Origin of the sequence: Pseudomonas sp. KnCO4 (assembly GCF_045344305.1) — a bacterium.
GTDB classification, from domain to species: domain Bacteria; phylum Pseudomonadota; class Gammaproteobacteria; order Pseudomonadales; family Pseudomonadaceae; genus Aquipseudomonas; species Aquipseudomonas anuradhapurensis.
In genome coordinates this window covers 5,454,953-5,470,242 of record NZ_CP174199.1, presented here as the reverse complement: position 1 = coordinate 5,470,242, position 15,290 = coordinate 5,454,953, and the positions used below count along the sequence as shown (strand labels likewise).

Below are 15,290 nucleotides of genomic sequence, written 5' to 3'. Positions count from 1 at the left end.
GGGTCCAGACCTTGCGCGGCCCCTGTGGGAGCGGGCTTGCCCGCGAAGAGGCCCTCAAGCCGAGAGCTGCTCGCGAATCCACTCCACCAACGCCCGCACCTTGGGCACCTCTGCTGCATGCTCGGCATACGCCAGGTAATGCGCCCCGGCACTGGGCATCGCATGGTTCCAGGGCACCACCAGGCTGCCCTCGGCCAGTTCCTTCGCCGCCAGGTAGCGTGGCACCAGCGCCACCCCGCAGCCGGACTGCGCAGCGCTCAAAGCCATATAGAACGTATCGAAGCGCGGCCCGTGGTAGGCGCTGACGCTTTCCAGGCCCAGCTCCAGAAACCATTCGTGCCACGCTTCTGGCCGCGAGGTGCTCTGTAGCAGCACCAGCTCGGCCAGTTGCCCGGCATCGACCAGCTCGCGGCCGGCCAGCAGCTCTGGCGCACACACCGGCACCACTTCTTCTCCGAACAGCTCCATGCAGGTGGCCCCCGGCCAGGTGCCCTGGCCATAGAAGAACACCACGTCTGCCGACCCCTGCAGCAAGGCGAACGGCTCCATCTCGTTGCGGATGTCGAGGTGGATGTTGCCGTGGCGTTTGCCAAACCCCTTGAGGTGCGGAATCAGCCAGCGCACGCCGAAACTCGGCTGGGTGGCTACCTTCAATATCTCGGTCTGCTCGCCGTAGGTGAGCACGTAGCGGCTGGACATGTCGACCTGGGTGAGGATCTTGTTGACCTCGGCCAGGTACAGGCTACCGGCTGGGGTCAGCTGCAGGCGGCGGCGGATGCGCAGGAACAGGTGGTGGCGCAGCATGTCTTCCAGCTGCGCCACCTGCTTGCTGACCGCGCTCTGGGTCAGGTGCAGTTCTTCGGCGGCACGGGTAAAGCTCAAATGGCGGGCTGCAGCTTCAAAGCACTGCAGGGCGGTCATGGAGGGCACCAGGCGTTTGGACATAGCGGTCTCTGCGGCTCAAATCATTACCTGACGGAATGATATGCGGAATAAAGGTCGTTTGTTGTAGCTATGTGATCGGATTAATACTGACCCACGTCATTTTTCCACCCCATCACCCGATGTAGGAGAAGCACAATGGTTGCTGGATTGCTCGAGCGCCTTGGCGTTGCTGCCGAGGCTTACACCCAGGGCGACTACCCTGTTCACACGCCGATCGACGGCAGCCAGATCGCCTCGGTGAAACTGCTCGGCAAGGCCGAGACCATCGCCCGCATCGACCAGGCGCAAGGCGCCTTCGAAGCCTGGCGCAGCGTGCCGGCCCCGCGCCGTGGCGAACTGGTGCGGCTGTTCGGCGAAGTGCTGCGTGAGCACAAGGCCGACCTCGGCGAGCTGGTATCGATCGAAGCCGGCAAGATCACCCAGGAAGGCCTGGGCGAAGTGCAGGAAATGATCGACATCTGCGACTTCGCCGTTGGCCTGTCGCGCCAGCTGTACGGCCTGACCATCGCTTCCGAGCGCCCTGGCCACCACATGCGGGAAACCTGGCACCCGCTGGGCGTGGTCGGTGTGATCAGTGCCTTCAACTTCCCGGTCGCGGTCTGGGCCTGGAACACTGCCCTGGCCCTGGTGGCCGGCAACTCGGTGGTGTGGAAGCCGTCGGAGAAGACCCCGCTGACCGCCCTGGCCTGCCAGGCACTGTTCGACAAAGCCCTGAAAGCCTTCGGCGATGCCCCGGCTGGCCTGGCGCAGCTGGTGATCGGCGGCCGTGAAGCCGGCGAAGCCCTGGTCGACGACCCGCGCGTACCGCTGGTCAGCGCCACTGGCAGCACCCGCATGGGCCGTGAAGTAGGCCCGCGCGTGGCGGCCCGCTTCGGCCGCAGCATCCTGGAACTGGGTGGCAACAACGCCATGATCCTGGCCCCGAGTGCCGACCTGGACCTGGCCGTGCGCGGCATCCTGTTCTCCGCTGTCGGTACCGCCGGCCAGCGTTGCACCACCTTGCGCCGCCTGATCGTGCACCGCTCGATCAAGGACGAAGTGGTTGCCCGCGTCAAGGCCGCCTATGGCAAGGTGCGCATTGGCGACCCACGCAAGGACAACCTGGTGGGGCCGCTGATCGACAAGCAGTCGTTCGATGCCATGCAGGGAGCGCTGGCCAAGGCCCGTGATGAAGGCGGCCAGGTGTTTGGCGGCGAGCGCCAGCTGGCCGACCAGTACCCGAACGCCTACTACGTGTCGCCAGCCATTGCCGAAATGCCGGCGCAGAGCGACGTGGTGCGCCACGAAACCTTCGCCCCGATCCTGTACGTGCTGGCCTACGACGATTTCGAAGAGGCCCTGCGCCTGAACAACGAAGTGCCACAAGGCCTGTCGTCGTGCATCTTCACCACCGACATCCGTGAGGCCGAGCGCTTCCAGAGTGCTTCGGGCAGCGACTGCGGTATCGCCAACGTCAACATCGGCACCAGCGGCGCCGAGATCGGCGGTGCGTTCGGTGGCGAGAAGGAAACCGGCGGTGGCCGTGAGTCCGGTTCGGACGCCTGGAAAGGCTACATGCGTCGCCAGACCAACACCGTGAACTATTCGCGCGAGCTGCCGCTGGCGCAGGGTATCGTGTTCGATTGATGGATTGATGCTGCATGGCCGGGGGCATGGCCCCCGGTTCGCGGGCAAGCCCGCTCCCACAGGGTCCCCATAGCGTTCGAAGCCTGGGAGGATTCTGTGGGAGCGGGCGTGCCCGCGAATGGGCTGCAAGGCAGCCCCAACAAGAACAAAATTGCTGGAGCCGGGCCATGTCCGAACTGCGTCAACAATGCTTGTGGGAACACGTCAGCCAACCGACCGTCGCCAGCCAGGCCCTGGCCGGTGAGCACAAGGCCGATGTCTGCGTGATCGGTGGCGGCATTACCGGCCTGTCAGCGGCCATCCACCTGCTCGAGCAGGGCAAGTCGGTGATCCTGCTGGAAGCCTGGAAGATCGGCCATGGTGGCTCCGGGCGCAACGTCGGCCTGGTCAACGCCGGCACCTGGATTCGCCCTGACGACGTTGAAGCCACCCTTGGCCTGCAGCAGGGCAGCCGCCTGAACAAGGTGCTGGGTGAGGCCCCGGCTGAAGTGTTCGCCATGATCGAGCGCCTTGGCATCGACTGCCAGGCGCAGCACAAAGGCACCTTGCACATGGCGCACAACGCCAGCGGCATCGCCGACCTCGAGGCCCGCCACGAACAATGGCGCCGCCGGGGTGCCGATGTGGAGCTGCTGACCGGCGCCCAATGCCAGGAATACTGCGGTACCGACAAGATCTCCGCCGCGCTGCTCGACCGCCGCGCCGGCACCATCAATCCCATGGGCTACACCCAGGGCCTGGCCGCTGCGGTGGCGCGCCTGGGCGGCAAGCTGTTCCAGCAGTCCTCGGTCGAAGGCCTGGAGCGTGACGGCGATGCCTGGCGAGTGAAGACCGCACGTGGTTCGGTGCGTGCCGACAAGGTGGTGATTTCCACCGGTGCCTATACCGAAGGCGACTGGAGCAACCTGCAGAAGCAATTCTTCCGCGGTTACTACTACCAGGTGGCGTCCAAGCCGTTGCACGGCGCTGCCGCCGACAAGGTGCTGCCGCATGGCCAGGGTTCGTGGGACACCCGCACCGTGCTCAGCAGCATCCGTCGCGACGACCAGGGCCGCCTGCTACTGGGCAGCCTCGGCCGGGTCGACAACAAGCCGGCCTGGTTCATACGCAGCTGGGCCGACCGGATCCAGAGCCACTACTACCCCGAACTGGGCAAGGTCGAGTGGGAGATGCACTGGACCGGCTGCATCGACTTCACCCCCGACCACCTGATGCGCCTGTTCGAGCCAGCGCCGGGGCTGGTGGCTGTCACCGGGTACAACGGGCGTGGCAATACCACCGGGACCGTGATCGGCCGGGCGTTTGCCGAATTCCTGTTGAAGGGCGAGGCGGGCAGCCTGCCGATTCCGTTCTCGCCGATGAAGGGGGTGAGTGCACCTTCGTTGCGCACTGCATTCTACGAGTCCGGGTTCTCGCTGTACCACGCGGGGCAATGCCTGAGGGTCGTGCTGTAAGCACTGGCGCTATCGCTGGCAAGCCAACCCCAACCGCGCGGGCCTCGGGACCTGTGCAGTACCTGTGGGAACCGGCCAGGCCTACTTGTGCAACCAGCTGAGGAAGCCGCCCTTCTTGATCGAAGCCGGCTTCTGCAACAACAGCGATTCCCGGCTCTGGCGCCTGAAGCGCTGCAACTTGCCAAGCGCTGCCTGCACCTCGCCACGTTGCACCAGGCAGCTTTTGACCTGTTCCTTGTCGATGCGATACAGCACGCAACTGGTCAACGTGCGGAACTCGGCAAACGAGTCGTCGTCGTCGATGATGCCCTCGATCCCCAAGACTTCACCCGGCCCCATGCGCCCGGCTTCCACCAGCCTGTCGCCATCGCGGATCGACGCCGACACCACGCCGCTGCCAATCACCAGCAGGTGCTCGGAATGCTCGCCCACACCCAGGATGACCTGGTCGGCCAGGTATTCCACCGCTGTCATGCGCTGGCTCAGGGCATCGCGTTCTTCATCGGTCAGCGAGCGGAACACTCGTACTTCGTCCAGCACCTCGCGCTGACGGCTGCGTGGCGCCATGGCCAGGTCCACGTTCCACATCACCCCGCTGGCCTCCAGGTGCCGGTGCGCAAGGTCGAACAGCTGGTTGCGCGCATCACCCTTGACGCCTGCGTCGGCGACGAAGCCGCTGGCCTCGTACTCTACTGATTCCAGCGTCGACGCCTTCACCGCGACCTTCGGTTTTGGCGTGGCCAGAATGGCGCTGACACCTTGCAAGGCCTTTTCCAGCGCGTCGAACACGCGCTTGGGACGCACCTTGGCCGGTACCACCACGCTGATCGATACGCCATGTACGTCGGCCGGGCGGCTGTGGTTGAGCAGCCGCGCCTTGGCTGCCACCGAGTTGGGGATCACCGCCAGGCTGCCGCTGCCGGTGAGCAGGCGGGTAGCCCGCCAGTCGATTTCCAGCACCTTGCCTTCGGTGCCATCAATCGAGATCGAATCGCCAATCTGGTAGGGCCGCGTGGTGTTCAGGATGATGCCGCTGAACACGTCGGCCAGCGTGCTTTGCAGCGCAAGGCCGATGACGATGGCCATCACCCCGGAGGTGGCCAGCAGGCCCTTCACCGGCAGCTGCAGCACATAGCCCGCCGCGGCGACCACGGCGGCCAGGAAGATCAACGCCCCCAGCACGTCCTGCAGCAAGCGCCCGCCATGGCTGCCACGGGCCACCAGCAACAGGCCGAACACCACCGTTACCGTACGCGCGCCGAACAGCCACCAACCGATGGCCAATACCGTGGCCAACAGGTTGCGCGAGACATCGTCGGCCCAGGGGGGCGGTTGCAGCGGGCTCATGCCGGCGGCTACCAGTACCGAGCTGAACAGCAGGAACAGCACCAGCCGCGCGCCGATGCGCCAGGCCCGGTGCTGGAGGGGAATGAGCTGCCAGAGCACGAGGTCGAGCAGGATCAAGGCGATGCCGAGCAGCAGCGGGTATGACTGGATGAACGCCAGCATGGAGGTCTCGGGGGCAAGGGGAGGGCTGTGGGTAGTAATAGAGCAGGTTGGCCGGACAGGCAATGGGGCCTGTGCCGGCCTCTTCGCGGCTAAAGCCGCTCCCACAGGTACTGCGCACGATTCAAATTCAGCGCAATCCCTGTGGGAGCGGCTTTAGCCGCGAAAGGGCCGGTACAGCCCACACAAAACCATCGTTCATAAAACAGAACGCTAGAGCCAAAAATCGCTATCTACCGCGAAAAAGGTCATGGTTTTAATCTTCTCCCATCAACGCGAAACACCCTACTTACTGAACGACAAAACCTTTGGGAGCAACGACCATGACCCACTTCAAATACAACCGCCTGAACAAAGACGACGCCGCTGTCCTACTGGTCGACCACCAGGCTGGCCTGCTGTCGCTGGTGCGCGACATCGAGCCGGACGCGTTCAAGAACAACGTGCTGGCGCTGGCCGACCTGGCCAAGTTCTTCAACCTGCCGACCATCCTCACCACCAGCTTCGAGCACGGCCCCAACGGCCCGCTGGTACCCGAGCTGAAAGCGCTGTTCCCGGACGCCCCGTACATCGCCCGCCCAGGCCAGATCAACGCCTGGGACAACGAAGACTTCGTCAAGGCGGTGAAGGCCACCGGCAAGAAGCAACTGATCATCGCCGGCGTGGTGACCGAGGTCTGCGTAGCCTTCCCGGCGCTGTCGGCCCTGGAAGAAGAGTTCGAAGTGTTCGTGGTGACCGACGCTTCCGGCACTTTCAACGCCCTGACCCGCGACGCTGCCCACGACCGCATGAGCCAGGCCGGTGCACAGCTGATGACCTGGTTCGGCGTGGCCTGTGAGCTGCACCGCGACTGGCGCAACGACATTGAAGGCCTGGCGGCGCTGTGCTCCAACCACATCCCCGACTACCGCAACCTGATGACCAGCTACAACGCCTTCAACGCCAACAAATAAGCCACATTCCCGGGCACCGCCAGTCGGTGCCCGGCCAGTGCAGCACACCCGTCCAATCCTCCGCCCGTCCGCCGTTGCACAGTGGATGCGGGCAAGCTCATCCCAAGGAACGCCGATGAACACCGCATTCCAAGACAACCGCAACGTGGTGACCCTGGTCATCCAGCACAAGGTCCGCGCCGCGTCGCTGGCCGCCTACGAAGCCTGGCTCAAGCGTACGGTCAGCGCTGCGCGCCGGCAGCCTGGGCACCTGGACGTCAATGTCATCCGTCCCGACGACGGCGGGCTGCACTTCACCACCGTGGTGCGCTTCGCCGACGCCAGCCTGTTGCAGGCCTGGGTCAACTCGGCCGAGCGCCAGGCACTGGTCAACGAAGTGCTGCCGTTGCTCGAAGGCGGTGACCACACCCAGGTGCATGACGACCCGGAGTTCTGGTTCACCCCACCGAGCACTCGTGCAGCGCAACCGCCGCGCTGGAAGCAGGCGCTGCTGACCTACCTGGTGATCTGCCCGATGACCCTGATCATTCCGCATCTGCTGGCGCCGCTGTTCGCGCGCTTTCCGCAGTTGGGCGGCGCCATCACCGGCAACCTGATCAGCAACCTGTTCGTCATCCTGCCCGTGGTGTTCTACATCATGCCTTGGGTAACCCGTCGCTGCGCCAACTGGCTGCGCGGCTAAGCAAGCCTTCACTTCCATATTTTCAAGGAGATACCGACATGAGCACGTTCGTTACCCGCGATGGCACTTCGATCTATTACAAGGACTGGGGCAGTGGCAAGCCTGTGCTGTTCAGCCATGGCTGGCCGCTGGATGCCGACATGTGGGATTCGCAGATGGAGTTCCTGGCCAGCCGCGGTTACCGCGCCATCGCCTTCGACCGCCGTGGCTTTGGCCGTTCGAGCCAACCGTGGAGCGGCTACGACTACGACACCTTCGCCGACGACATCGCCCAGCTGATCGAACACCTCGACCTGCGCGAAGTGACCCTGGTGGGCTTCTCGATGGGCGGTGGCGATGTCAGCCGCTACATTGCCCGTCACGGTAGCGAGCGTGTGGCCGGGCTGGTCTTGCTGGGTGCGGTGACGCCGATCTTCGGCAAGCGTGACGATAACCCGCAGGGTGTCGACCAGTCGGTGTTCGAAGGCATCCGCGCCGGTCTGCGTGCCGACCGGGCGCAGTTCATCGCCGATTTCGCCACGCCGTTCTATGGCTTGAACCATGGGCAGCAGGTGTCCCAGGGCGTGCAGACCCAAACCTTGAACATCGCGCTGATGGCGTCGATCAAGGGCACCCTGGACTGCGTGACGGCGTTCTCCGAAACCGACTTCCGCCCGGACATGGCCAAGGTCGATGTGCCGACCCTGGTGATTCATGGCGACGACGACCAGATCGTACCGTTCGAGACCACCGGCAAGCAGGCGGCGGAACTGATTCGTGGGGCTGAACTGAAGGTGTATGCCGGGGCGCCGCACGGGTTTGCCGTGACGCATGCGCAGCAGCTGAACGAGGACCTGTTGGCGTTCCTGCAGAAGTAATTGTGCCAGGCATTCGCGGGCTCGCCCGCTCCCACAGGAACGGCGCAGGCCTCAGGCCTTGTGACCTACCTGTGGGAAGCGGGCTTGCCCGCGAAGAGGCCGGCCCAGACAGCACAAAGCTTGAACAGGGCTAACCTTCTACAACCCACCGCACATCCATCCAAGCCCTGGCCTTGTACCAACCGGCATGCTCTGCAGTTGCGCCTGCCGGCGCCGCCACCAGACGGAGAAGACCATGTCCCAGGACCGCAACGACAAGACCCGTCGCCAGTTCCTCGCCACCAGCAGCGTGCTCGGTGCGGCCGGCGCGCTCTGGTCCGCATTGCCCTTTACCGGTTCCGCTTACGCATCCACTCAAGGAGGTTCCATGACCGCCGACCTGATTCTGTTCAACGGCAAACTGCACACCGTTGATCGTGAAAAGCCCACCGCGACCGCCGTCGCCATCAAGGATGGCCGCTTCATCGCCGTGGGTAACGACGCCGAGGCCATGGCCCACAAGGGCGCCTCCACGCAGATCATCGACCTCAAGCAGCGCACGGTCATTCCGGGCCTGAACGACTCGCACCTGCACCTGATTCGTGGTGGCCTGAATTACAACCTGGAGCTGCGCTGGGAAGGCGTACCCTCGGTGGCCGATGCCCTGCGCATGCTCAAGGACCAGGCCGCGCGTACGCCAACCCCGCAGTGGGTACGCGTGGTCGGTGGCTGGAACGAATTCCAGTTCGCCGAAAAACGTATGCCCACCCTGGAAGAAATCAACCAGGCCGCGCCGGACACGCCAGTGTTCCTGCTGCACCTGTATGACCGCGCACTGCTCAACCGCGCTGCGCTCAAGGCTGTTGGCTACACCAAGGACACGCCTAACCCGCCGGGTGGCGAGATCCAGCGCGACAAGTTCGGCAACCCGACCGGCATGCTGATCGCCCGCCCCAACGCGATGATTCTCTACGCCACCCTGGCCAAGGGGCCGAAGTTGCCGCTGGAGTACCAGGTCAACTCTACCCGCCAATTCATGCGTGAACTCAACCGCCTGGGCCTGACCAGCGCCATCGATGCCGGTGGTGGCTACCAGAACTTCCCGGACGACTACCAGGTGATCCAGCAGCTGGCCGACAACAACCAGCTGACCGTGCGCATCGCCTACAACCTGTTCACCCAAAAGCCCAAGGAAGAGCTGGACGACTTCCGTAAGTGGACCTCCAGCGTCAAGCTGCACAGCGGCACCGATTTCCTGCGCCACAACGGTGCCGGTGAGATGCTGGTGTTCTCTGCCGCCGACTTCGAGGACTTCCTCGAGCCGCGCCCGGACCTGCCGCAGACCATGGAGCAGGAGCTGGAGCCGGTGGTGCGCCACCTGGTCGAGCAGCGCTGGCCATTCCGCCTGCACGCCACCTACAACGAATCGATCACGCGCATGCTCGACGTGTTCGAGAAGGTCAACCGCGACATTCCGTTCAATGGCCTGCCGTGGTTCTTCGACCACGCCGAAACCATCACCCCGCAGAACATCGAACGCGTGCGCGCGCTGGGTGGTGGTATCGCCATCCAGGACCGCATGGCCTTCCAGGGTGAGTACTTCGTCGACCGCTACGGCGCCAAGGCTGCCGAGCAGACCCCGCCAATCAAGCGCATGCTCGACATGGGCGTGCCGGTGGGTGCCGGTACCGACGCTACCCGCGTATCCAGCTACAACCCATGGACTTCGCTGTACTGGCTGGTCAGCGGCAAGACCGTCGGCGGCATGGAGCTGTACCCGGAAGGTCTCAGCCGTGACACCGCCTTGCAGCTGTTTACCCAGGGCAGTGCCTGGTTCTCCAGCGAGCAGGGCAAGAAGGGGCAGATCAAGGTGGGCCAGCTGGCCGACCTGGCGGCATTGTCGCTGGACTTCTTCAGCGTCGACGAAGAAGCGATCAAGGGCATCGAGTCGGTGCTGACCGTGGTCGATGGCAAGGTGGTGTACGCCGCGGCAGAGTTCGACAAGCTCGGCCCGCCACAGGTGCCGGTGCTGCCGGAGTGGTCGCCGGTGACCAAGGTACCGGGCCACTGGCGCGTCGGTACACCATCGCTGGCGGCAGTGGCGCACCAGTGCGTCGGGCCTTGCGGGGTACATGCGCACAGTCATGAGAAGGCACGGCATTCGAATGTGCCAGTGAATGACTTCCAGGGCTTCTGGGGGGCGCTGGGTTGTTCGTGCTTCGCTTTCTAAGCTGAGCTGATGGGAAGAAGGGGCCAGTATCTGGCCCCTTTTTTTGTTCCTTCAGTGCTGGCCTCTTCGCGGGCTCGCCCGCTCCCACAGGTACACCACAGCCCTCAGGCTTTGTGCGATCCCTGTGGGAGCGGACGAGCCCGCGAAGAGGCCGGAAAAGCCAACATCAATGGTGAGCCTTGTGCTCACCTCCAGCCAACAGATGCCGGATCTTCACTTCCACCCCATCGGTCTGCAACATCCGCACTCGGGCCTCGATCTTCAACTCACCCCGAGTTACCCGGTGGTGGTGCCGCAAATGCTCCAGCCACGACTCTTCAAAAAAGAACTCCAGCCACACTGCCGGATCGGCACTGTCGCGCATCAACCCCCAGGACAATGCGCCATTGCGCTTGCGCATCGCCTCCAGTTCCCGCGCGGCCCGCTGGAAGGCTGAGGCCTTGGCCGGTTCGATATGGTATTCGACGGTGACCATTACTGGCCCGTTGTCCTGGTCGAGGTCATCGCTCAGCACCGGCACCGGCCAGTGCAGCGACGGTGTCAGCTCTTCGGCTTCGGTTTCCGGCAGCGTCACCCTGCAGGTCAGCAAGGTGCCGAAGGCCAGCCCGCCTGCGGCCAACAGCAGGCTCAAGGTGATCGATGCATGACTGGCCAGCGTGCCCCACAGCAGCCCGCCAGCGGCCATGGCACCGAAGAAGATCAGGATGTACACCGACAACGCCCGCGCCCGCACCCAGGCCGGCACCGAGGTCTGCGCCGCCACTTGCAGGTTGGACAGCACCGCGATCCACGCCGCGCCGCTGAGCAGCATCGCCGGCAATAGCACATAAAAGTTGCGCACCAGCGCCAGGGCCAACAGGAACAGGGCATACAGCAGGCTGGCCAGCATCACCAGGCGGTCACGGCTGATGCGTTCGCGCAGGCGTGGCAGCAAGGTGGCGCCAGCCACTGCGCCGATCCCGATGGCCGCCAGCAGCAAGCCGAAATCCGCTGCGCTGCCGCGCATCTCGCCACGCACGATCAGCGGTAGCAGCGAAGTACCGGCACTGGCGCAGAAAAAGAACGCCAGCGCGCGTAGCATCACCGCCTGCAACGGCTTGGCACTGCGGGCAAAGCGCAGCCCGGTGCGCATGGCAGCAACGAAACGCTCGGCCGGCAGCAGTGGCTCCTTCACCTCGCGTTTCCATAGCAACAACACCAGGATCACGCCGGCGAACGAGACGGCATTCAGGGCAAAGGTCAGCCACGGGCCGACCAGGCTCACCACCACCCCCGCCAATGCCGGGCCGATGGCGCGGGACACGTTGATGCCGACACTGGAAAGCGCCACTGCGTTGGCCAGGTCTTGCTTGCCCACCAGCTCCGGTGTCAGTGCGCTCCACGCCGGCATCATCAGTGCCGTACCGATGCCCAGCGCCAAGGTCAGTACCAGCAGCAAGGTGACATTCATCAGCCCGAGCAAGGTCAGGGCCGCCAGCACAGCGGCCACGCCGGCCATCCACAGTTGCACCAGCAACAGGTAGCGGCGCTTGTCGACGATATCCGCCGCCGCGCCGGCCGGCAGGGCCAGGAAGAACATCGGCAGCGAGCCGGCCACCTGGATCAGCGCCACGTGCAGCGGGCTGGCCGACAGCGTGGTCATCAGCCAGCCGGCACCCACCTCATGCATCCAGGTGCCGATGTTCGAGGCAATGGTGGCGATCCACAGCATGCGGAAGGTGGTGTTGCGCAACGGGCTCCAGGCGCCTGAAGGGGATGTGCTCATGTCAGAAGCTGCCTTTGAGTGGGTATTCGATGATCAGGTAGAGGCGATCGATGTCATCGCCGGCCTGGGCCTGGTTGGCGCGGTGGCTGACATGGGAGAGCGACAGGCTCAAGTCCTTGGCGGCGCCCGACTGCACCAGGTATTTCAGGTCGATGTCGCGCTCCCAATGCTTGCCGCCCTCTCCATACTGGCCTACGTAGGCGCCGCGCGCCGGGGCGTGGCTGCCGTCGATACTGCGTCCGCTGACGTAGCGGCCCATCAGGCTCAGGCCGGGCACACCGAGGGTGGCGAAATCGAGGTCATGGCGGACTTGCCATGAGCGCTCGCCGGGGCCGTTGAAATCGGCGTACTTGATCGAGTTGGCCAGGTAGATGGAGTCGCCACCGACGAAGTCGAACGGGGTGTCGCCTTCGATCTTCTGATAGCCCAGGCTCAGCGCCTGGGCGCCGAAGCTGTACCTGGCCAGCAAGCTGTAGGCGAGGGTATCGATCGCCCCGGCGCTGGCGTTGCCGGTGTCGCGGGTCTTGTACAGGTTACCGTCCAGGCGCCAGTTGCCTTCGGCAAGGTTCAGGTTGAGATAGGCCTGGCGCCAGGTGTCCTGCAGTTGCCCGGCGTACAGCGCAGCGCCGAATGGGCTTGCGGGCGTGAAGGTGGCGCCGGCCAGGCTGATGGCGCGGTTGTCGGTACTGGCGCCGTAGCCGCTGAAATCATCATGGGTAGCGCTGTTGTCCTGGTTGTTGAAGGCGGTGAAGCGACCAGCCTGCAGGTGCCAGTCGGGCAGGCTGCGGTTCTCCAGCAACCAGCCGGTGGCGTATTCCGGGTGCAGGCGTTTGTCGGCGGTATCGAACACCGGGGTTTCCACGGTCATCTCGCCGTAGCGCAGTTGGGTGTCGCCCAGGCGCAGCTTGAGTGCGGCGCCGGCACTGGAATAGCTGGGCTCGGCACGGCCATCGCTGTCGCGCGGCAGCAGGCCGGTACCGGCATGGCCGCGGCCACCGTCGAGCTTGAGGCCGAGAAAACCGTGGGCATCGATGCCGACACCGAGCGTGCCCTCGGTGAAGCCGGAACGGATGTCGCCGATGAAGCCCTGGGCCCATTCCTGGCGGTAGTTCTGGCCGCTGGCGGAGGGCGAGCGGAAGTCGCTGTGCAGGAAATAATTGCGGCTGAGCAACGACCAGCCAGCTTCGTCGGCCTGGCTGAGCAGCGGGCAGAGGGCAAGGGTGGCGAGCAGGACGCGGCCTGGTCCGGGGTTGGCGCGGATCATGGGGGCTCCAGCGGGGATGATCCGGGACTATGGATGAAGGATAGGCCAGGGGTCTTGTAAGGGTGTGCTGGAGGGCAGGTGGGCGAGTGCCGGCTACGCCTGTTCGCCGCCAGCGGTGGCCACTACGGCGTGCGGTTTGCCGTGGCGGCCGCTGCCGTGGTGCTGCCACTGCTGGTGGACATGCTGGTGCGGGACAATCAAGCCATGTCGCTGATGGCGAACTCCTCGGCCAAGTGATCGATCAAGGCCCGTACCGAGGGCAGCAAACCGCGCCGCGACGGGAAGATCGCGTGCACGATGCCGCAGCGTGGGTGCCAACCCGGCAACAGCTCCACCAGCCGCCCGGCCACCAGGTCCTCGCGCACGGCCACCCGCGGCAAGTGCGCGATGCCCACGCCGGCGACCACGAAATGACGCAGTGCGAACAGGTCGTCGGTGACCATGCGCGGCGTATGCGGGATGACGATACTGTGGCTGGTGTCCTCACCCTGGAACAGCTCCCAGTGGTATTCGCGCTGGGCGCTGCCCCAGTGCAGGCTGGGCAGCGTGCCGAGCAGCTGCGGGTCGAAACCCTTGGGCAGTTGCTCCAGATACTGCGGCTGGCCGACCAGGCATTGGGTACTGTTGCTCAACACCTTCATCACCATGTCGGTGTTTTCCAGTGGCGGGAAGCGCACCCGCAGAGCGACGTCGAAACCTTCGTGCAGCAGGTCGACGCGGCGGTTGGTGCTCTCGATGAACAGTTCCACCTGCGGGTACTTGAGCATGTAGCGGGTCAGCATCGGCCCGACCCAGGAGTTGAGCAGGGTCGTCGGGCAGCTGATGCGTACCAGGCCGCGCGGTTCGCTGCGGTTGCGCTCGATGATTTCCGCCGCGCCCTCGGCTTCCACGCGCATGGCCAGGCAGCGGTTGTAGTAGGCCTGGCCGATCTCGGTGAGCGAACAATGGCGGCTGGTGCGGTGCAGCAGGCGCACGCCCAGGCGGTCTTCAAGGTCGGCGATGCGCCGGCTGAGCTTCGACTTGGGCATGTCTAGCGCTCGCCCGGCCGGGGCGAAACCGCCGTGCTCGACTACCTGGGTGAAGTAGTAGAGCGAGTTGAGGTCTTCCAATGATCGGTCTCCAGGCATGTGGTTGCCTGTGCTGGCCCCTTCGCGGCTGAAGCCGCACCCACAGGCGCGGCGCAGGTCCAGATCCGGCGCGATCCCTGTAGGAGCGGCTTCAGCCGCGAAGGGCTGGCACAGCCCCCTGCAAATCCATCGTTCATAAATTAGAACGCTAAAGCCAAATTCTGCTATCTACCGCCCTAACGGTGGTGATTTTAATCTGTGCCCATCAACGCGAAACACCTCGAAATGCTGAAAAATTCATAAACCCTTAGGAGCACAGACCATGAGCAAATTCACCTACAACCGCCTGAACAAAGACGACGCCGCTGTCCTGCTGGTCGACCACCAGGCTGGCCTGCTGTCGCTGGTGCGCGACATCGAGCCGGACGCGTTCAAGAACAACGTGCTGGCGCTGGCCGACCTGGCCAAGTTCTTCAACCTGCCGACCATCCTCACCACCAGCTTCGAGCAAGGCCCCAACGGCCCGCTGGTACCCGAGCTGAAAGCGCTGTTCCCGGACGCCCCGTACATCGCCCGCCCAGGCCAGATCAACGCCTGGGACAACGAAGACTTCGTCAAGGCCGTGAAGGCCACCGGCAAGAAGCAACTGATCATCGCCGGCGTGGTGACCGAGGTCTGCGTAGCTTTCCCGGCGCTGTCGGCCCTGGAAGAAGAGTTCGACGTATTCGTGGTGACCGACGCCTCCGGCACTTTCAACGCCCTGACCCGTGACGCTGCCCACGACCGCATGAGCCAGGCCGGTGCACAGCTGATGACCTGGTTCGGCGTGGCCTGCGAACTGCACCGCGACTGGCGCAACGACATTGAAGGGCTGGCGGCGCTGTGCTCCAACCATATTCCGGACTATCGCAATCTGATTACCAGCTACAACGCGCTGACTGCGGGTAGGTAACATCAAGTAA

General features: G+C 64.5%; 13 protein-coding genes. 8 read left to right on the top strand and 5 right to left on the bottom strand.

All coding sequences use genetic code 11. From position 1 onward, the window contains the following. Nucleotides 1-54: 54 nt before the first annotated feature. A complete protein-coding gene (locus ACJA3S_RS25160) occupies nucleotides 55-945 on the bottom strand; it encodes a LysR family transcriptional regulator (RefSeq protein ID WP_406820371.1) in 891 nt (296 codons plus the stop codon). 135 nt (nucleotides 946-1,080) lie between these two features. On the opposite strand from ACJA3S_RS25160, the gene ACJA3S_RS25155 reads away from it, so the two are divergent. Together ACJA3S_RS25155 and ACJA3S_RS25150 are read left to right on the top strand one after the other, a co-directional pair. Further along, the gene (locus ACJA3S_RS25155; RefSeq protein ID WP_170033753.1) at nucleotides 1,081-2,571 is read left to right on the top strand and encodes an aldehyde dehydrogenase family protein; all 1,491 of its coding nucleotides are present in this window, start codon (nucleotides 1,081-1,083) and stop codon (nucleotides 2,569-2,571) included. 167 nt (nucleotides 2,572-2,738) lie between these two features. Continuing rightward, entirely contained in the window at nucleotides 2,739-4,025 is a 1,287-nt protein-coding gene (locus tag ACJA3S_RS25150; RefSeq protein ID WP_406820370.1) for an NAD(P)/FAD-dependent oxidoreductase, read from the top strand. Between the two features lie 81 nt (nucleotides 4,026-4,106). Here ACJA3S_RS25150 and ACJA3S_RS25145 read toward each other — a convergent pair whose 3' ends face one another. Beyond that, a complete protein-coding gene (locus tag ACJA3S_RS25145; RefSeq protein WP_406820369.1) occupies nucleotides 4,107-5,534 on the bottom strand; it encodes a mechanosensitive ion channel domain-containing protein in 1,428 nt (475 codons plus the stop codon). 320 nt (nucleotides 5,535-5,854) lie between these two features. On the opposite strand from ACJA3S_RS25145, the gene ycaC (ACJA3S_RS25140) reads away from it, so the two are divergent. From ycaC (ACJA3S_RS25140) to ACJA3S_RS25125, 4 genes are all read left to right on the top strand, one after another. After that, nucleotides 5,855-6,484, top strand: coding sequence for an isochorismate family cysteine hydrolase YcaC (gene ycaC, locus ACJA3S_RS25140; RefSeq protein WP_406820368.1), 630 nt, complete (start codon nucleotides 5,855-5,857; stop codon nucleotides 6,482-6,484). A 115-nt stretch (nucleotides 6,485-6,599) separates the two neighbouring features. Next, complete coding sequence (locus ACJA3S_RS25135) at nucleotides 6,600-7,166, top strand: antibiotic biosynthesis monooxygenase (RefSeq protein WP_406820367.1); 567 nt, start codon at nucleotides 6,600-6,602, stop codon at nucleotides 7,164-7,166. 38 nt (nucleotides 7,167-7,204) lie between these two features. Beyond that, entirely contained in the window at nucleotides 7,205-8,023 is an 819-nt protein-coding gene (locus ACJA3S_RS25130) for an alpha/beta fold hydrolase (protein WP_200626546.1), read from the top strand. Between the two features lie 367 nt (nucleotides 8,024-8,390). Continuing rightward, a complete protein-coding gene (locus ACJA3S_RS25125; RefSeq protein ID WP_406822312.1) occupies nucleotides 8,391-10,232 on the top strand; it encodes an amidohydrolase in 1,842 nt (613 codons plus the stop codon). 166 nt (nucleotides 10,233-10,398) lie between these two features. Here ACJA3S_RS25125 and ACJA3S_RS25120 read toward each other — a convergent pair whose 3' ends face one another. Together ACJA3S_RS25120 and ACJA3S_RS25115 are read right to left on the bottom strand one after the other, a co-directional pair. Further along, the gene (locus ACJA3S_RS25120) at nucleotides 10,399-11,997 is read right to left on the bottom strand and encodes an MFS transporter (RefSeq protein WP_406820366.1); all 1,599 of its coding nucleotides are present in this window, start codon (nucleotides 11,995-11,997) and stop codon (nucleotides 10,399-10,401) included. Between the two features lies 1 nt (nucleotide 11,998). After that, a complete protein-coding gene (locus ACJA3S_RS25115; protein ID WP_406820365.1) occupies nucleotides 11,999-13,261 on the bottom strand; it encodes an OprD family porin in 1,263 nt (420 codons plus the stop codon). 78 nt (nucleotides 13,262-13,339) lie between these two features. Between ACJA3S_RS25115 and ACJA3S_RS25110 the strand changes: the two genes are divergently transcribed. Next, nucleotides 13,340-13,498: a hypothetical protein gene (locus ACJA3S_RS25110; protein WP_406820364.1), complete on the top strand. Its 159-nt coding sequence runs from the start codon at nucleotides 13,340-13,342 to the stop codon at nucleotides 13,496-13,498. On the opposite strand, the gene ACJA3S_RS25105 is transcribed toward ACJA3S_RS25110, so the two are convergent. After that, complete coding sequence (locus ACJA3S_RS25105) at nucleotides 13,459-14,370, bottom strand: LysR substrate-binding domain-containing protein (protein ID WP_186684071.1); 912 nt, start codon at nucleotides 14,368-14,370, stop codon at nucleotides 13,459-13,461. The genes ACJA3S_RS25110 and ACJA3S_RS25105 overlap by 40 nt on opposite strands. 280 nt (nucleotides 14,371-14,650) lie before the next feature. Here ACJA3S_RS25105 and ycaC (ACJA3S_RS25100) point away from each other — a divergent pair, with 280 nt between their 5' ends. Further along, nucleotides 14,651-15,280, top strand: a complete 630-nt coding sequence (gene ycaC, locus ACJA3S_RS25100; RefSeq protein WP_406820363.1) for an isochorismate family cysteine hydrolase YcaC — start codon at nucleotides 14,651-14,653, stop codon at nucleotides 15,278-15,280. Nucleotides 15,281-15,290: the final 10 nt, after the last annotated feature.